Here is a 15,937-nt window from a genome sequence, read left to right as displayed (position 1 = left end):
CTTATTCTCCTTATTCTTCTGAACTGGATTCCAGCTCATTAATAGATTCTAATAAAGCTTCTCCGTTTTTGCCACTAACAAATAAGTGGTTTCCTTTAATGAATTGTACTCATCCAGAAATATTAAGACAAGGTCTTTACCTCCTTTACGCTTAATGATTACCTCATTAACATTGTCCACTACCTTGTCAAACCAGTACTTTAAATTAGACCGGAAATTACTATAGTTCACTGTTTCCATACAACAAAGATACATTTAAGCACTTAGAATCGTACCTTTTTCATAAATCTAATTTTCATTGCTTTACTTTCTGTAGGAAAGGTTGTTATTCGAGGTCATCACTACTAACACTTATCTTCCAGTTAACACCGAATTTATCCAGGCAAATTCCATAATAAGATCCCCAGAATTGTTCCGAAATTGGAAGCTCAATTTCACCTTCATGGGATAAAGAATTAAACAATTTATCAGCTTCTTCTTTACTATCAGTACCAATTAGAGCGAGAAGTATTTTGCTGTATTATTTTCTCGTTCCCTGCTTTCAATAACGTCAGCTCCCACTAAAATTGTTTCTCTGCTAATTGGTAATTTAATGTGCATTATATGATCATCTGTACAACGCGGGAAATTTTGTCCGGCAAGTTCAGGAACATCTTTATAACGTCCTATGTACTGGAATTCTTTATTAAATATAGATTTATAAAAGTTAAATGCTTCTTCACAATGACCGTTGAAGTATAAATAAGAATTCACTGTTGCCATAAATTGCCGCTAATTCAGTTATTTATACGGTTTAGGGAAAATTGCTTTCTACTTAAAATCAGGTCGTTAGGAATTTGTTTTAAAGCCAATGCCTAATTTTTATAAATATCGTCCAGGTATTGAAATAAATTCAGGCGGAACAATGTGCCTTCAATAAGTTCTGAGATTTGTTCCAGTTCTTCACTGCTTACTGCAAAATCCATTTTTTGAAGCGGTGACCTCAGCAGGATATTTCTGCAGTTTTCGGGATTTTTGCAATTACTGCACGATCTTTTTTCTGCCAGCTTGATGTTACCTGAAAACTGGATGATTTCTTCACGTAGAAGATAAAAACCCATATCCTTAAAAACCAGCTGTATCCTGTTGGGATCGATATTTAAATCTGTATTCTTCCAGCGGAAAGCGATTCCCAGCCGGTTATGGTGAATGATCTCTACGTCGTCCATCTTTGAATGCTTTCTCCAAAGATAAAAAATTATTTAAACTGAATCTAAATAGCGAAAGTTTATTCACAAATATCTTTAAGTCTCAACTGTAGTGAAACATTCCCGTTGTATTCATTTTCGTCTATCACGTACACGGCTTTAAAGACTCTATTCTTTGCTATAATTTCAAGTTTTTTACCTAAACCAAAGCCAATCATATCGAAAACAGGACCTTTCCCTTCCTGTTTTACCTGGCATTTTAAATGACTCTGGTCTGCACCCACACATTTGCCATAACCAGTATCCCGAAGGTTTCTCGTCATAAAAACCGGGGACATATTTCCAGGTCCACATGGTGCAAACTGCTTTAGAATGCGATAAAACTTCGGAGTAATCTCCTTTAAATCCAGTTCAGCGTCTATGGCAATTTCAGGAGTAAGCAGGTTTTTATCAATAGTTTCTGAAACTACCTCTTCAAACTTCAGCTTAAAATTTTCATATTCCGAAGCCAGCAAAGTGAGCCCGGCGGCGTATTTATGACCACCAAACTGTTCGATATGTTCTTTACAGGATTCCAGCGCGTCATAAACATCAAAACCCTTTACAGAACGTGCTGAAGCAGCCAGTTTTTCGCCACTTTTAGTAAAAACAAGTGTTGGGCGGTAATAGGTTTCAGTAAGCCTGGAAGCAACAATACCAATGACTCCTTTATGCCAGTTCTCATGGTACACCACAGTGGTATTGCGATCCTGCTCCTGCGAAGCTTCAATTTGTGCAAGCGCTTCTTCGGTTATTGTTTTATCGGTATCACGTCTATCGGTATTATACTCTTCAATTTCTGAAGCAAATTTTATCGCTGTTTCCTCATCTTCTTCAGTAAGAAGATTTACGGCATGCAGCCCATGCTTCATCCTTCCGGCAGCGTTAATTCGTGGAGCAAGGATAAAAACCACATCGGTAATTGTAATTGAATCCTTTTTTATCTGCTTCAGAATTGCTTTAAAACCCATACGTGGTGCTACATTTATTACATGCAGCCCATGATAAGCCAAAATTCTGTTTTCTCCGGTAATGGGAACAATGTCTGCGCCAATAGCAGTAGCCACCAAATCCAGGTACGGCAGAAGGCTTTCAAGCTTTAAATTCCTCTTTGCGGCAAGTGCCTGTATTAATTTAAAACCTACTCCGCAGCCGCAAAGTTCCTTGTAAGGGTACTCACAATCTTCCCGCTTTGGATCGAGAACCGCCACAGCAGCCGGAATTTCACTCCCGGGCCGGTGATGATCACAGATGATGAAGTCGATGCCTTTTTCTTTAGCATAAGCCACTTTTTCAACGGCTTTTATTCCGCAATCCAAAGCAATAATAAGGCTGATGTCGTTATCTGCCGCAAAATCAATTCCCTTATAGGAAACTCCGTAACCCTCATCATAACGATCGGGAATATAAGTTGCGACAAAAGGAGAGTAGCAACGTAAAAAAGAAGACATTAAAGCGACGCTGGTAGTGCCGTCCACATCGTAATCGCCGTACACGAGGATATTTTCTTCGGAAGCAATAGCTTTTTCAATTCGTGCTACTGCGAGATCCATATCTTTCATCAAATAAGGATCGTGCAGATCACTTAGAGAAGGACGGAAAAATTTTTTTGCATCTTGAAAAGTCGTAATTTCCCGCTGCACCAAAAGAGAGGCAATAGGTTTCCCCACCCCCAGTTCTTCTGAAAGTTTTATTACGGTTTCCTGATCTGGTTTGGGCTTTAAAGTCCAGCGCATTTACTTCAATTTTTTAGCTGAAGATAATAAAGAATTTGAATTATTTAGGCTGTAAAGCTTCTCCTTTAAATTCTATTTTGCTCCAACTGCTTTTCATGAAATTTCTGATATTCTTGTGTCCCGTTCCTTCAGGATTTTTTAGCACATCTTGAAAGTAAACTTCTCCAAAACATGCTAGGACAGCTTCTTCAGAAAGATCGTGCAACTTTCCGAAATAAAAGATTTTACAGCTCCCGTTGTTCTCGCCGGCCTCATTTTTAAGATTTCCGTTTTTAAAATCTGTCGGTGTAAATTTATAGTGAGCATCAATTACTTCCATTGTTTGTGCAAAAGTATTTTGCTCAGTATTTTCTTTAAGTGTAGTGATAAATTTGGCAATTTTCATGCTTTCTGATTTTCTGCGAAGTTGTTAAAAATAATTCTAATTTATGCTTCATAGATAAAGAAACCGAAATTGGATGCTCCTGCCTTTCGGGATCTATCCAATTTTTTCCTTTACCCTTTTCTGAAGCTCAGGCACCACCTCCTCTTCAAACCACAGATTCTTTTTCCTCCAAAAGACATTTACGGGAGATGGATGCGGAATTGGAAAAAATTCCGGGAGATATTCCCTGAAATCGGCTACTTTTTGAGTGAGGTTTTTATGATCCTTCAGGTAATAATTTGAAGCATAAGAGCCGATAAGAATGGTCATTTTTAGGTTATCGAATTTCGAAAGCACCTTCTTATGCCATAATGGAGCACATTCTTTTCTTGGCGGAGCATCCCCGGTTTTTGCTTTTCCGGGATAGCACATGCTCATCGGTAAAATTGCAAAATTGCTCATGTCGTAAAAAGTATCTTTGTCCACACCAAGCCATTCGCGCAGCCTTTTACCACTCTGGTCATTCCACGCAATCCTATTGTTATGTACGACCTGCCCAGGCGCCTGACTTATTAAAACTATTTTAGATTCCGAAGATGCTTCCAGGATTGGCCTTGGCTCAAATGGTAAGTTCTCACGACAAAGATCGCAACGACGGATTTCTTTAAGCAGGTTTTGCATTAAATATTTTTGGTTTTTACCTCTGCAATTATCTTTCCTTTTGAGGATTTTCGATAAAAATTTTAGATGCTTGGAATACCGGCGCGAGAAGATCCTATGCTGAAAGACATGAATGATCCGACGGAAATATTATTTCTTCCCTTCCACAATAACCACAATTTCTCCTTTAGGCGGCTTATTGGAGTAATGCTGCAACACTGCAGCAATAGTTCCTCTGATTGTTTCCTCGTGGAGTTTGGTGATTTCACGAGAGACCGAGGCTTGTCTTTCCGCACCAAAATATTCAGTAAAATGGGTAAGGGTTTTAAGAAGTTTATGAGGAGATTCGTAGAAAACCATAGTCCGGGTTTCTTCAGCTAAAATTTTAAGCCTGGTTTGTCGGCCTTTTTTTACCGGAAGAAAACCTTCAAAAATAAATTTATCATTCGGAAGTCCGCTGTTTACAAGTGCTGGCACAAAAGCTGTGGCCCCGGGAAGGCAATCTACCTCTACTCCAGCCTCTACACAAGCGCGCACCAGTAAAAATCCGGGATCTGAAATTGCCGGAGTTCCGGCGTCACTTATGAGCGCAATAGTTTCTCCATTCTTGATCCGTTGAACGATACTATCCACTGTTTTATGCTCGTTGTGCACATGATGACTGTGCATTTGAGTGGAAATATCAAAATGTTTAAGGAGTTTGCCGCTGTTTCTTGTGTCCTCCGCAAGAATAAGATCGGCCTCTTTAAGCACCCTTAGCGCCCGCAAAGTAATATCCTCAAGATTTCCTATTGGAGTAGGAACCAGGTAAAGCTTGGCCATAAAAACGGACTTTTATGATTCGAATTTATTTTCGATCTTATCAAGAAATTGCTGCTCATATTGCTCTTTTCCCTCCCAGTTGTTGTAATCTGGCTTCACCACCAATTGAATAAATTTATTGGCTTCCTCCAGCGTATGGAAGGTATTTAACTGCGAAAGCACACGATTATAATCTGTAGCATTTCCTTCAAAAAGATGTTTTATAAAAGCCAGACGCTCATTTAATCCAATCGTAATTCCCTTCTTTAACCGGTCATTTAATGACTTTGGGCGTGGTGCTTTTCCGTTTTGATTCACCGGTTCAAACTTCGGCAGACTATCATAATCTACTCCAAAATCATGAAAATCTTTTCTGTTAGCTTCAGGTTGCGGATTTGGCCTAGGGTGCGGCTTCGGCTTATTTTCTGGTTTTTGAACAGGCACTTCAGGTTGTGGTCGTGTTTCCAACTTCTTTTCCTCTTTTTGCTGAGTCTTTTCTGCTCTTTCCTTGGGCGCTACAGGTTGCTGTGGCGGTTTTTCTTCAGTATTTATCCGCGCAAACAAGTCATCAATCTGCTGCGTTTCCTGCGGCATTTCGGCTACAATATTTTTAATTTTTTCGGTGTTTGGTTCTGTGATCGCTTCAGAATCATTATACTCTGTACCATCGGGCGCAAAATACGTAGAGCGATCGTCTATAGGTTCTTTTTGCTCCTCCGAAACTTGTTTAGCCGGCTCTTCAAAAGCAACTTCAGGCTCAGGTTCTTCTAATCCTGTTTCTGCCAGGTGCTTTTCAGTAAAAGCCAGGACACAAAGTTTTTCATACAGATTTCTGGCTTCAGCTTTTAACTGCGCAACATCAAGATTGTCTTTACTATTTACAATTTTCTCTGCAAGCCTTAAAAGCTCATCTTCAATCTTCTTTTTCATAATTCTGCTTTTTACCGGTTAAGACCGACAACTTTAGTTATATTCTGAATTTTACTTAATATTCGAGCTTTAAAATCTTTGAGGCAGGTCTCAAAATCAAAAAGGTTATCATTTATTCTCATAAATTGTCACGAGGGAGTTTACCTATTTCAAAAATACCTGCTTCGCCTTTATAACTTTAGCACCTGCCCCTTCTGCAAAGCTTGTATTTTTAATAAATTTGTTCCACCTTTATGCGAAACGAGGGTAATTCCCATTTCGATTTGAAAATTACAAAATGTTTCTCGAAAATACAGTAAATCACGAAGAGCAATTTGGGTGGATTGAGGTAATTTGCGGAAGTATGTTTTCGGGTAAAACTGAAGAATTGATCCGCAGGCTCAAACGCGCCACTTTTGCAAAACAAAAGGTTGAAATTTTTAAACCCGCCATAGATATTCGATATAACGAAGAAATGGTGGTGTCGCACGATTCCAACGAAATTCGCTCTACCCCGGTTCCATCTGCTTCCAACATCAGGATCCTTGCAGACGGCTGCGATGTGGTGGGCATCGATGAAGCCCAGTTTTTTGATGATGAAATTGTGACGGTTTGTAATGATCTTGCAAATCGTGGGGTGAGGGTAATCGTGGCGGGTCTGGATATGGATTTTAAAGGAAATCCTTTTGGTCCAATGCCCAACCTTATGGCTACAGCCGAATATGTAACCAAGGTACATGCCGTTTGTACCAGAACCGGAAATCTTGCACAATTTAGTTATAGAAAAGCAATAAATGACGACCTGGTTTTTCTTGGCGAAAACGAAGAATATGAACCGCTGAGCCGTGCTGCATATTATAAGGCGATGCTAAGGGAAAGGGTTAAGAAGCTGAACGTGAACGATGCAGAGGAATTAGACCCTAAACTAAAGCAAAAAAATGCCTAAAGCACAGGAAACAGTACTGGAAATAGATCTTGGAGCCCTGGCTCATAATTACAAAACAATCCGCTCGCGGGTTCCGGAAGATGTGAAATTCATGGCTGTTATTAAAGCCTACGCCTACGGAAATGATTCGATCAATATAGCACGAAAACTGGAAGATTTAGGTGCCGACTATTTTGCGGTCGCCTATATCCAGGAAGGTGTACGGCTAAGGCAGGCAGGGATTACTACGCCTATCATGATCTTTCATCCGCAGCAGGAAAATTTCGATCAGCTCGTAGAAAATTGCCTGGAACCAAGCCTTTACAGTGATCATCTTCTCACAGATTTTATAGCTACTGCAGAAAAGCTCGGCCAAAAAGATTATCCGGTACATATTAAATTCAATACAGGAATGAATCGGTTGGGTTTTTCACCGAAAAAGGTGGAAACGGTTTTTGAACGGCTTGCTACCACAGCTGCAGTAAAAGTGCATTCGGTTTTTTCCCATTTGGCAACAAGTGATGACTGGCGGGAGCGGGAATTTACCCTCAACCAGATTAATACTTTCAGAAAAATTGCCGCACGCTTTGTAGAAGAATTCAGTTATGAACCGATTTTACACGTTTGCAATACTTCAGCAATTTTTAATTATCCTGAAGCTGCCATGAGTATGGTTCGCTGCGGAATTGGCCTCTATGGCTTCGGAAATGACGAGGAAATAGATAGAAAATTAAAGCCTGTAGGTACGCTGAAAACATTAATCTCCCAAATTCAGCATTTAAAAGAAGGAGAAACCGTGGGCTATAACAGAACTTTTAAAGCTACCAGGCCAACCAGGATCGCCACGCTGCCACTTGGCTACGCAGATGGTATCCACAGGAAATACGGCAATGAGAAAACCGGGGTTCTTGTTCATGGCAAATTTGCTCCCATTGTTGGTAATATTTGTATGGACATCTTAATGATAGATATAACAGATATAGATTGCGAAGAAGGGGACCAGGTGGTGATTTTTGGTGAACAACCACATGCGACAGATTTTGCCGCAGCCGGGAATACTATTTCTTACGAGCTAATTACAGGGATTTCCCAACGTGTTACCCGCAGGATAATTTCTGAATAAGCGCACCAAGCCTTAGTTTTTTTAGAGATTTTAAATTATTTTCGTCTGAAATAATTTCCCCTATGGCATTTTTTAAAGATTTTAAAACCTTTCTAATGAAAGGCGACATTATTGCTTTGGCAACAGCAGTGGTAATGGGAGCAGCATTTAACAAAATCATCGCTTCTGTGGTTGCAGATGTACTTATGCCGATAATTGGCGTTTTTACAGGCGGAACAGATTTTTCGCAGAAATTCTTTTCACTGGACGGCGAGTACTATGAAACTCTTGATGCCGCGAAAGAAGCTGAGGCTGCTATTGTAACTTACGGTAACCTTTTACAGGCTATAATTTACTTCGTAATCGTGGCATTTTTTATATTTTTACTGCTACGGGCTTACGAGAAGACGAAAACAAAAAAAGAAGCGCCAAAAGTGGCGGCTCCAAAAGGACCTTCCCAAGAAGAATTACTCGTTGAGATAAGGGACGAGCTGAGAAAACAAAATATAACTCCGTAGGAACAACTGCCTCGGGACAAGCCCCAGGAAGCATTACAGAAAGCCTGGTTCAGGCAAGTCTGGGAACCTTTAAATCTCAATTATCGAGTAAAAATTCGTGCACCGCTATACTGCATATTTAAAGTAGCAATTAATCAAAACCCCTTGTGAGAGCAAGGGGTCTTTTTTTAACAATTTGTACAAATCAGTATAAAAAACCCATATTTCAATCAAATTTAAGCGGTTAGCATAGGGCGGTAAATTTTTGTACAATACATTTGCACCAGAAAATAAAGACCTCACAGGTTGGAAACCTGTGAGGTCTCCTAATAAACAAAATATATAAAATGAAAGTAGCAGTTGTAGGCGCTACCGGAATGGTAGGCGAGGTAATGTTAAAAGTATTAGCGGAAAGAAATTTTCCAATAGACGAATTATATCCGGTTGCTTCAGAAAGATCGGTTGGAAAAAAGGTAAATTTCAAGGGCAAAGACTATGAAGTTATTGGCCTTGAGACTGCCGTGGCAAAAAAGCCAGATCTGGCAATTTTTTCTGCCGGAGGAGGAACTTCTTTAGAGTGGGCGCCAAAATTTGCTGAAGTGGGAACTACCGTGATAGACAACTCTTCAGCATGGAGAATGGATGCCACCAAAAAACTGGTAATTCCTGAAATTAATGCTAAAGATCTTACCGCCGAAGATAAAATTATAGCCAATCCTAACTGTTCTACAATTCAGTTACTAATGGCTTTAAAACCGCTGCACGACAAATATAAGATCAGACGAGTTGTCGTTTCTACCTATCAGTCCATTACCGGAACAGGCGTCAAAGCCGTTCAGCAGCTGGAAAATGAATATGCAGGAGAAAAAGGCGAAATGGCATATCCTTACCCAATTCATAGAAACGCATTACCACATTGCGATGTTTTCGAGGAAAATGGGTATACTAAAGAAGAAATGAAATTGACTAAGGAAACTAAGAAAATCCTTGGAGATGATTCTGTAAACGTAAGTGCCACTGCAATTAGAATTCCTGTTGTTGGAGGCCACAGTGAAGCTGTAAACGTTGAATTTGAATCGGACTTTGATGAAAAGGACGTTAGAAAAATCCTAAGTGAGTTTCCGGGAATTACCGTTCAGGACAATCCTGACACAAACACGTATCCAATGCCCATTTATGCTGAAGGCAAAGACGATGTTTTTGTAGGAAGAATTAGAAGGGATTATTCGCAGCCAAATACCCTGAACATGTGGGTTGTGGCCGATAACTTAAGAAAAGGAGCCGCCACAAATGCAGTACAGATTGCAGAATACCTTTTGGAAAACAAGCTTATTTAAAAAATTTTAAGCTGTACCTTTAAAAATGCCTGTAGGAATGTAACCTGCAGGCATTTTTTCGTACTAATCTGCATAGCAAGATTTAACCTTAATCCTATTTATGAGAAGAATAATAACCGGAATTGTTGGCCTTAGCCTCTTGGCAGGTTGCAACGAAAATTCCAGAAATGAACAAACTGCTTTGAATTATCCCGAAACAAAGAAAGTCGACACCGTCACCAACTACTTTGGAACCGAAGTAAAAGATCCATACCGCTGGTTGGAGGACGATAGAAGTGAAGAAACTGAAAATTGGGTAGAAGCTCAAAACGAAGTGACCTTCGATTATTTAAAGAATATTCCGTTTAGAAAAGAGCTGGAAAACCGACTTTCCGAATTATGGAATTATGAAAAAATAAGCGCACCTTTTAAGGAAGGAGATTATATTTATTTCTATAAGAATGACGGATTGCAGGACCAGTACGTGGTGTACCGCAAGCAATCTGAAGATGCCGAGCCCGAGGTTTTTCTGGATCCGAATAAATTTAGTGAAGACGGAACCACTTCCTTAAGCGGTTTAAGTTTTTCTGAAAATGGGAAAATGGCGGCTTATAGTATTTCTGAAGGTGGAAGCGACTGGAGAAAAATCATTATTATGGATACTGAAAGCAAGGAAATTGCTGAAGATAGCATCAGAGATGTGAAATTCAGCGGAGTTTCATGGAAAGGGGATGAAGGTTTCTATTATTCCAGCTACGAAAAGCCTGAAGGAAGCGAACTTTCAGCAAAAACAGATCAGCACAGGCTGTTTTATCACAAACTGGGTACAAAACAGAGTGAAGATAATCTAATTTTCGGCGGAACTGAAGATCAGAAGCATCGCTATGTGGGTGGAAGTGTGAGTGAGGATAATCGTTTCCTTTTTATTTCAGCAAGAAATGCGACTTCAGGAGGAAAACTATTCATGATGGACCTTTCCCAGGATGACCCTCAGATTATGACAATTATCGGCAATGAGGATACCGATACGTATGTGATAGATAACGAGGGAAGCAAGCTTTTCCTGGTCACCAACCTCGATGCTCCAAACCGTAAAATTGTTACGGTAGACGCTGCCAATCCGCAGCCGGAAAACTGGGAAGATTTTATTCCGGAGACGGAAAACGTATTGAGCCCTTCCACTGCCGGCGGATATTTCTTTGCTGAATACATGGAAGACGCAATTTCCAAAGTAAAGCAATATGATTACGAAGGTAACCTTGTCCGGGATGTTGAATTACCCGGAATTGGTTCTGCAGGTGGATTTGGTGCTAAAAAAGAAGAGGATGTACTTTACTACAGTTTCACAAATTATGTAACGCCGGGCACTATCTATAAACACCAGATTGAAGAAGGAACTTCTGAAGTTTATAACAAACCGAAAATCGACTTTAATACTGAAGATTACGAGAGCAAACAGGTGTTTTTTACTTCAGAAGACGGAACCAAAGTTCCCATGATTATCACGCACAAAAAAGGACTGGAACTCAACGGAAAAAACCCGACTATCCTTTACGGTTACGGCGGATTCAACATTAGCCTTACGCCTTCTTTTAGCACAGCCAATGCCGTTTGGATGGAACAAGGCGGGATTTATGCAGTTCCAAACCTTCGTGGTGGCGGAGAATATGGCAAAGAATGGCACGATGCCGGAATTAAAATGAAGAAACAGAATGTTTTTGATGACTTTATCGCTGCTGCAGAATATCTTATTGCAGAAAATTATACCTCCAGCGATTATCTGGCAATTAGAGGTGGTTCTAACGGAGGTTTGCTGGTTGGCGCTACAATGACCCAACGTCCCGATCTAATGAAGGTGGCGCTTCCTGCTGTTGGTGTTATGGATATGTTGCGATACCATACTTTCACCGCGGGTGCAGGATGGGCTTATGATTATGGTACTGCAGAAGACAATAAAGAAATGTTTGATTACCTGTATAATTATTCACCGGTGCATAACCTGGAAGAAGGCACAGCATATCCCGCTACTTTAGTGACTACAGGAGATCATGACGATCGTGTAGTACCCGCGCATTCATTTAAATTTGCTGCCGAATTACAGGATAAACAAGCAGGAAACGAGCCTGTTTTAATCAGGATTGAAACCAAAGCCGGTCACGGTGCAGGGAAACCTACCAAAATGATTATTGAAGAATATGCCGATATTTTCGGTTTTACCTTGTACAATATGGGCCATGAAGTTTTGCCGAACAAGGTGGAAGAGAAAGTAAAAGGATAATTTATTTTTAAGTTCAAACCTCGCAGGTTTTAAAAACCTGTGAGGTTTTTCATTATAATATCGATATCTATTTTTTGCTGTCTTGTACTAATTCCAATTTTCCATCTTTGAGTAAGTAACCTTTTTCAGCTTTATATAAAATTTCTTCGTCGTCATCTGAATAAGCTTCCAAAATCTTATAATCACCATTTATTTCTGCGTCGAGTCGCCTTAATTTTTCACCATCATTACAGGTTTTCCCTATAATTTTATAATCCTGATTTTTATATTCGGTGATCGTACCAATTACTTTGAGAGGTAAAAGTTCTTCGAGATATTTGGTATAGACTTCGAAACCGCCGGTAACGATCAAAACTTTTATTCCGGCCTTATCTTTTTCAATAATATCAGCTACCATTTCCTCCCTAAAAAATTCAGGGAATTCTACATCCCAGAATTGTTTTGCATATTTAGCTACTTGTTCCGGTGGAAGTTTATTCAAGTAATTATAGAAATTTTCTTTAAAATAAGTTTTACTCATCAGGCGGAGTTTACCAGCGGCAGTAAGCAAACCTATCTGAAAAAGGTGCACCAGTTTATAGCCCTTTTTATAACAAATGAATTTAAAAAATTCATCCTTAGATGATTTTTTATATAAGGTCTGGTTAAGATCGTAAACTATAATTTCCTGCATCTTTCTGATAAAAGTTGATTAGATTTATCCAGAGAAAGATACTAAGATTCGTCTTCCTGACCTTAACTTTATCATTTTCTAAACAAGAGTTTATTCTGTTATGCTAGAACTTAAAAATGTATCCTTTGCCTATGCCGAAGAACCGGTGCTAAATACTATAAATTTTAAGGTTAAACAGGGAGAAAATATTTCTGTTATTGGTGAAAGCGGGTGTGGTAAAAGTACGCTGTTACAAGTAATTTACGGCCTTCACGATGTACAGGGGGAAATTATCTGGAACAACGAACAAATCTTTGGGCCTGCCTTTAATTTAGTTCCGGGACATTCTTTTATGAAATATCTCGCCCAGGATTTCGACCTGATGCCGCCTTTAACAGTTGCAGAAAACGTGGGGAAATATCTCAGCAATATGTATCCTGTAAAGAAAAAACGCAGGGTTATGGAACTGCTGGATGTTGTGGAAATGGACGAACTAAAGGATGTAAAGGCTAAACATCTTAGCGGCGGACAACAGCAAAGAGTGGCGCTGGCACGTGCTTTGGCAAAGAAACCGGAACTTATTTTGCTCGACGAACCTTTTAGTCATATCGATCAATTCAGGAAGAATAATTTGCGGCGCAGGCTTTTCGATTACCTCAAAAAGGAAAATATCAGTTGTATTGTGGCCACCCATGACAGTACCGATGCACTTTCTTTTGCTGATAAAACCATCGTTTTAAAGAATCAGAAGATTTATGCGGAAGCGAGTCCGCAGGAGTTGTATGGAAATCCGCCGAATGTTTATGTCGCCTCGCTTTTTGGAGATGTAAATGAAGTTTTGCTGAAGAACATAAAACCTTCAGATAAGAGCAGAAAAAAGATCATTTTATATCCTGAAGAAATAAAATTCAGTTCAAAATCTGAAATAAAGGCAAAGGTGAAAAATGCCCATTTTCATGGTTATAACTGGTTAATAGAAGCCGATTTGAAAGGGCAACATATTTTCTTTATGCATTCATCAGCATTAAAACCGGGAAGCATCGCCGGACTTAAGATTTCGGAGAAGCTAATAGAATCCCGCTGCTGAGTTATAGTTGAAAATTCAAAACCTCACAGGTTTTGGAAACCTGTGAGGTTTTATCCTGACAATTGACAGTTTAAGAAAACTATTCTACCGAAATGATATGGTTTGCTTTTCCGTTAAAGCTGAAATCCTCTCCAGCTACTTTGTCCTGAAGAATTTGTGCTATTGGAGAATTCGCTCCAATAGCAAAGTACTTCTCCCCTTCAATATCTATTTGTCCTGCCGGAATAGCAATAATGTAACTGGCCATATTGGTCATGATAAGGCTTCCCAACTGAATTCTTCCGGTAGATTTCCTGTTTTTTGCCTTATCCAGAGTTTCCCTGAGCATTTTAAATTGCTGTAACTGATTGGAAAGCTTATTCCACTCAATATTGATCATTTCTCTTCCGGTTTCGTATTTATCTCCTGCGCTGCTCTTGGATTCATTCTCCAGATCGCTTTCCAGATCTTTCATTGCAGAAGAAATACGGTTAATTCTTTCCTGAACGTACTGTTCACAAGCTTCAAATAATGTTTGTTTTGTAGTATTCATTTATGTGTTTCTTATAAATAATGAGGTGGTTTGAAATTACTGATATATTATCTATCCAGTAGTTTTAAGAGGAAACCAGACCTCACAGGTTTAAAAAACCTGTGAGGTCTACAAATCTTCGATAATCTCATTCAAAATTTAATTTCCCCAAATTATTCATTTGCCGTACAATCCAGTTTTTACGTTGCTGAATATAATTACTGGCAGGATTTGCCGAATATTCCCTTGGGTTTGGCAGAATGGCGGCAATCGCCGCCGCTTCATACTGAGATAATCCATTAGCAGATTTATTGAACCATGCCTGTGCGGAAGCCTCGGCTCCGTAAATGCTTTTTCCCATTTCTATACTGTTCAAATAAACCTCCAGAATGCGTTCTTTGCTCCAAAAAAGTTCGATTAAAAAAGTAAAATATACTTCAAAACCTTTGCGCAACCAGCTGCGCTGTGGCCATAAAAAGACATTTTTTGCTGTTTGTTGCGAGATGGTGCTGGCCCCACGCACTCTTTTTCCTTTTCTATTATTTTCTATCGCCTTTTCTATGGCTTCCATATCAAAACCACTATGGCTGGGGAAGTTCTGATCTTCACTTGCAATCACCGCCAGTTGTAGATTTTCAGAAATTTCTGTCATTTCTACCCAATCATGCCTAATATCCTCCTGCGGATTTTCGAAAAACCTGATCGCCATTAATGGCGTAAAAGGAACCGGCACCCATTTATAGATAATTACCATGAGGATTGAAAAAAGGAATAAAGCACCAATGAGTTTCAGAATAAATCTGAATATTTTTTTTATCATCCTTTATAAATTCTTTCAGTTCTCAATAAAAAAGTCTGTGCTTCAAAATGGCTATTCCGGAAAAAATAAAGGTAACACAAATTGCCATCAATATCTTTTGAATTTCCTAACCAGCTTAATGCCGATGCTGAAAAATGGCAATTATCGGCTACGGAACATACAACGTTTAGATGATATCTTAAGGAAATAATTTATAGATATCATTTCTCTTAACAAATCTCTGTAGTCGGAGTGTTTCAGTTCCTTCGACAAAAAAACCTAATCTATAATTACCAATCCTTATTCTATAAGCAGTGGAATGTCCTTTTAATTTCTTTATTCCGGAAACTTCTTTAATATTGGAGCAATTTTTCAATTCCTGGATCTTATCCAGTAAAGCTTTTTTTATTTTGCTATCGTTAATTTTCCGGATATCCTTTTTTAAATTTGAATGATAGGTTATTATCATTCCTGTAGAATTTTAAAGATTTCTTCTTCAGAAACTGTATCTTCAGGATCTCCCTGCTGCATCAACAACAAAAGACCAATATCTTCTTTTTCTTCATCAGTAAGCAAAGCGTATTTTTCTTCTTCTTTGCTTTTGACAAATAATCGAACGGCCTTTTCCATAAGAGCTTTTACACTCATATTTTCATTGGCTGAAATCAATTTTATTTTCTTTAAAGTCAGTTCGTCTATATCTATGTTTTTTCTCATCTCTCTAAACTTAAGTATGCATTTGGCATACAAAATATATAATATACAAATATAATATATTTATTGACCTGCTGGAAGCTTGAGTATATGCATGATTAAATCCTAATTAATTTCATGATAATATAGCGGCACCTCAAAAATGTCAATTATCGACCTGAAGAGAATAAAGTGACCATGAATCTGCCGACAATAAACCTAGAATTTCCTACCCAGCTAAAGCCAATGCTGAAAAATGGCAAATTTTTGACCTGAAGATAACGAAGAACTACTTTTACCCTTCCGTCTTCATCAGCTTGCATGCTGATGAAGCCACCTTCCCTTAAAGAAAGGGAAGGAGCTTTTTGATTGTGCTGAATT

21 protein-coding genes are annotated in these 15,937 nt (G+C 39.0%); 6 read left to right on the top strand and 15 right to left on the bottom strand.

All coding sequences use genetic code 11. From position 1 onward, the window contains the following. Window positions 1-48: 48 nt before the first annotated feature. The 9 genes from RM545_RS16115 to RM545_RS16080 all read right to left on the bottom strand — a co-directional run bounded on the left by RM545_RS16115 (window position 49) and on the right by RM545_RS16080 (window position 5,717). Complete coding sequence (locus tag RM545_RS16115) at window positions 49-240, bottom strand: type II toxin-antitoxin system Phd/YefM family antitoxin (protein ID WP_311496317.1); 192 nt, start codon at window positions 238-240, stop codon at window positions 49-51. Between the two features lie 85 nt (window positions 241-325). Beyond that, entirely contained in the window at window positions 326-496 is a 171-nt protein-coding gene (locus RM545_RS17665) for a VOC family protein (RefSeq protein WP_432264591.1), read from the bottom strand. Continuing rightward, on the bottom strand, window positions 496-762 hold the full coding sequence (locus RM545_RS16110) for a VOC family protein (RefSeq protein WP_311496316.1): 267 nt from the start codon (window positions 760-762) through the stop codon (window positions 496-498). The genes RM545_RS17665 and RM545_RS16110 overlap by 1 nt, the downstream gene beginning before the upstream one ends. A 92-nt stretch (window positions 763-854) precedes the next feature. Further along, window positions 855-1,208, bottom strand: a complete 354-nt coding sequence (locus RM545_RS16105) for a hypothetical protein (protein ID WP_311496315.1) — start codon at window positions 1,206-1,208, stop codon at window positions 855-857. Between the two features lie 59 nt (window positions 1,209-1,267). Beyond that, window positions 1,268-2,962 (bottom strand): single-stranded-DNA-specific exonuclease RecJ, encoded by a 1,695-nt coding sequence (recJ, locus tag RM545_RS16100; RefSeq protein WP_311496314.1) that lies wholly within the window; start codon window positions 2,960-2,962, stop codon window positions 1,268-1,270. 40 nt (window positions 2,963-3,002) lie between these two features. Then, entirely contained in the window at window positions 3,003-3,347 is a 345-nt protein-coding gene (locus RM545_RS16095; RefSeq protein WP_311496313.1) for a HopJ type III effector protein, read from the bottom strand. Window positions 3,348-3,440: 93 nt separating this feature from the next. Beyond that, window positions 3,441-4,007: a uracil-DNA glycosylase family protein gene (locus RM545_RS16090; RefSeq protein ID WP_311496312.1), complete on the bottom strand. Its 567-nt coding sequence runs from the start codon at window positions 4,005-4,007 to the stop codon at window positions 3,441-3,443. Between the two features lie 129 nt (window positions 4,008-4,136). Next, window positions 4,137-4,808 carry a 16S rRNA (cytidine(1402)-2'-O)-methyltransferase gene (gene rsmI, locus RM545_RS16085; protein ID WP_311496311.1) on the bottom strand — a complete coding sequence of 224 codons (672 nt, stop codon included), beginning with the start codon at window positions 4,806-4,808 and terminating at the stop codon, window positions 4,137-4,139. Window positions 4,809-4,820: 12 nt separating this feature from the next. After that, the gene (locus RM545_RS16080) at window positions 4,821-5,717 is read right to left on the bottom strand and encodes a DUF8457 domain-containing protein (RefSeq protein WP_311496310.1); all 897 of its coding nucleotides are present in this window, start codon (window positions 5,715-5,717) and stop codon (window positions 4,821-4,823) included. 277 nt (window positions 5,718-5,994) lie between these two features. Here RM545_RS16080 and RM545_RS16075 point away from each other — a divergent pair, with 277 nt between their 5' ends. The 5 genes from RM545_RS16075 (at window position 5,995) to RM545_RS16055 (ending at window position 11,814) form a co-directional block, all read left to right on the top strand. Beyond that, window positions 5,995-6,642 (top strand): thymidine kinase, encoded by a 648-nt coding sequence (locus RM545_RS16075; RefSeq protein WP_311482849.1) that lies wholly within the window; start codon window positions 5,995-5,997, stop codon window positions 6,640-6,642. Further along, window positions 6,635-7,744 carry an alanine racemase gene (alr, locus tag RM545_RS16070; protein WP_311496309.1) on the top strand — a complete coding sequence of 370 codons (1,110 nt, stop codon included), beginning with the start codon at window positions 6,635-6,637 and terminating at the stop codon, window positions 7,742-7,744. The genes RM545_RS16075 and alr overlap by 8 nt, the downstream gene beginning before the upstream one ends. A 62-nt stretch (window positions 7,745-7,806) precedes the next feature. Further along, window positions 7,807-8,241 (top strand): large conductance mechanosensitive channel protein MscL, encoded by a 435-nt coding sequence (gene mscL / locus RM545_RS16065; RefSeq protein ID WP_311496308.1) that lies wholly within the window; start codon window positions 7,807-7,809, stop codon window positions 8,239-8,241. A gap of 326 nt (window positions 8,242-8,567) precedes the next feature. Then, a complete protein-coding gene (locus tag RM545_RS16060; protein WP_311496307.1) occupies window positions 8,568-9,557 on the top strand; it encodes an aspartate-semialdehyde dehydrogenase in 990 nt (329 codons plus the stop codon). 100 nt (window positions 9,558-9,657) lie between these two features. Next, complete coding sequence (locus RM545_RS16055; RefSeq protein WP_311496306.1) at window positions 9,658-11,814, top strand: prolyl oligopeptidase family serine peptidase; 2,157 nt, start codon at window positions 9,658-9,660, stop codon at window positions 11,812-11,814. A 67-nt stretch (window positions 11,815-11,881) separates the two neighbouring features. Here RM545_RS16055 and RM545_RS16050 read toward each other — a convergent pair whose 3' ends face one another. After that, window positions 11,882-12,487, bottom strand: coding sequence for an HAD family hydrolase (locus RM545_RS16050; protein ID WP_311496305.1), 606 nt, complete (start codon window positions 12,485-12,487; stop codon window positions 11,882-11,884). 100 nt (window positions 12,488-12,587) lie between these two features. Here RM545_RS16050 and RM545_RS16045 point away from each other — a divergent pair, with 100 nt between their 5' ends. Beyond that, window positions 12,588-13,553 carry an ABC transporter ATP-binding protein gene (locus tag RM545_RS16045; protein ID WP_311496304.1) on the top strand — a complete coding sequence of 322 codons (966 nt, stop codon included), beginning with the start codon at window positions 12,588-12,590 and terminating at the stop codon, window positions 13,551-13,553. Between the two features lie 79 nt (window positions 13,554-13,632). Here the strand turns inward: RM545_RS16045 and RM545_RS16040 are convergent, their stop codons facing one another. The 5 genes from RM545_RS16040 to RM545_RS16020 all read right to left on the bottom strand — a co-directional run. Next, entirely contained in the window at window positions 13,633-14,085 is a 453-nt protein-coding gene (locus RM545_RS16040) for a transcription elongation factor (protein ID WP_311496303.1), read from the bottom strand. A gap of 127 nt (window positions 14,086-14,212) precedes the next feature. Then, on the bottom strand, window positions 14,213-14,884 hold the full coding sequence (gene mtgA / locus RM545_RS16035; protein WP_311496302.1) for a monofunctional biosynthetic peptidoglycan transglycosylase: 672 nt from the start codon (window positions 14,882-14,884) through the stop codon (window positions 14,213-14,215). Window positions 14,885-15,062: 178 nt separating this feature from the next. Further along, window positions 15,063-15,332, bottom strand: a complete 270-nt coding sequence (locus RM545_RS16030; protein ID WP_311496301.1) for a type II toxin-antitoxin system RelE family toxin — start codon at window positions 15,330-15,332, stop codon at window positions 15,063-15,065. After that, window positions 15,329-15,580, bottom strand: coding sequence for a hypothetical protein (locus tag RM545_RS16025; protein ID WP_311496300.1), 252 nt, complete (start codon window positions 15,578-15,580; stop codon window positions 15,329-15,331). Before RM545_RS16025 ends, RM545_RS16030 begins: the two co-directional genes overlap by 4 nt. A 146-nt stretch (window positions 15,581-15,726) precedes the next feature. Beyond that, window positions 15,727-15,937: hypothetical protein (locus RM545_RS16020; RefSeq protein ID WP_311496299.1), on the bottom strand; the 211-nt coding region annotated here is incomplete at its 5' end.

The sequence above is a fragment of the Autumnicola lenta genome, from assembly GCF_031846515.1.
Classification (GTDB): domain Bacteria; phylum Bacteroidota; class Bacteroidia; order Flavobacteriales; family Flavobacteriaceae; genus Autumnicola; species Autumnicola lenta.
The sequence above is the reverse complement of the archived record's forward strand: the minus strand, read 5'-3'. Positions and strand labels throughout refer to the sequence as shown.

Coding starts and splice junctions, on each gene's coding strand:
- rsmI (WP_311496311.1), bottom strand. CDS start 4,808: ATGGCCAAGCTTTACCTGGTTCCTACTCCAATAGGAAATCTTGAGGAT.
- RM545_RS16095 (WP_311496313.1), bottom strand. CDS start 3,347: ATGAAAATTGCCAAATTTATCACTACACTTAAAGAAAATACTGAGCAA.
- RM545_RS16080 (WP_311496310.1), bottom strand. CDS start 5,717: ATGAAAAAGAAGATTGAAGATGAGCTTTTAAGGCTTGCAGAGAAAATT.
- RM545_RS16105 (WP_311496315.1), bottom strand. CDS start 1,208: ATGGACGACGTAGAGATCATTCACCATAACCGGCTGGGAATCGCTTTC.
- alr (WP_311496309.1), top strand. CDS start 6,635: ATGCCTAAAGCACAGGAAACAGTACTGGAAATAGATCTTGGAGCCCTG.
- RM545_RS16115 (WP_311496317.1), bottom strand. CDS start 240: ATGGAAACAGTGAACTATAGTAATTTCCGGTCTAATTTAAAGTACTGG.
- RM545_RS16040 (WP_311496303.1), bottom strand. CDS start 14,085: ATGAATACTACAAAACAAACATTATTTGAAGCTTGTGAACAGTACGTT.
- RM545_RS16055 (WP_311496306.1), top strand. CDS start 9,658: ATGAGAAGAATAATAACCGGAATTGTTGGCCTTAGCCTCTTGGCAGGT.
- RM545_RS16060 (WP_311496307.1), top strand. CDS start 8,568: ATGAAAGTAGCAGTTGTAGGCGCTACCGGAATGGTAGGCGAGGTAATG.
- RM545_RS16050 (WP_311496305.1), bottom strand. CDS start 12,487: ATGCAGGAAATTATAGTTTACGATCTTAACCAGACCTTATATAAAAAA.
- recJ (WP_311496314.1), bottom strand. CDS start 2,962: ATGCGCTGGACTTTAAAGCCCAAACCAGATCAGGAAACCGTAATAAAA.
- RM545_RS16090 (WP_311496312.1), bottom strand. CDS start 4,007: ATGCAAAACCTGCTTAAAGAAATCCGTCGTTGCGATCTTTGTCGTGAG.
- RM545_RS16110 (WP_311496316.1), bottom strand. CDS start 762: ATGGCAACAGTGAATTCTTATTTATACTTCAACGGTCATTGTGAAGAA.
- RM545_RS16025 (WP_311496300.1), bottom strand. CDS start 15,580: ATGAGAAAAAACATAGATATAGACGAACTGACTTTAAAGAAAATAAAA.
- RM545_RS16075 (WP_311482849.1), top strand. CDS start 5,995: ATGTTTCTCGAAAATACAGTAAATCACGAAGAGCAATTTGGGTGGATT.
- mscL (WP_311496308.1), top strand. CDS start 7,807: ATGGCATTTTTTAAAGATTTTAAAACCTTTCTAATGAAAGGCGACATT.
- RM545_RS16045 (WP_311496304.1), top strand. CDS start 12,588: ATGCTAGAACTTAAAAATGTATCCTTTGCCTATGCCGAAGAACCGGTG.
- mtgA (WP_311496302.1), bottom strand. CDS start 14,884: ATGATAAAAAAAATATTCAGATTTATTCTGAAACTCATTGGTGCTTTA.
- RM545_RS16030 (WP_311496301.1), bottom strand. CDS start 15,332: ATGATAATAACCTATCATTCAAATTTAAAAAAGGATATCCGGAAAATT.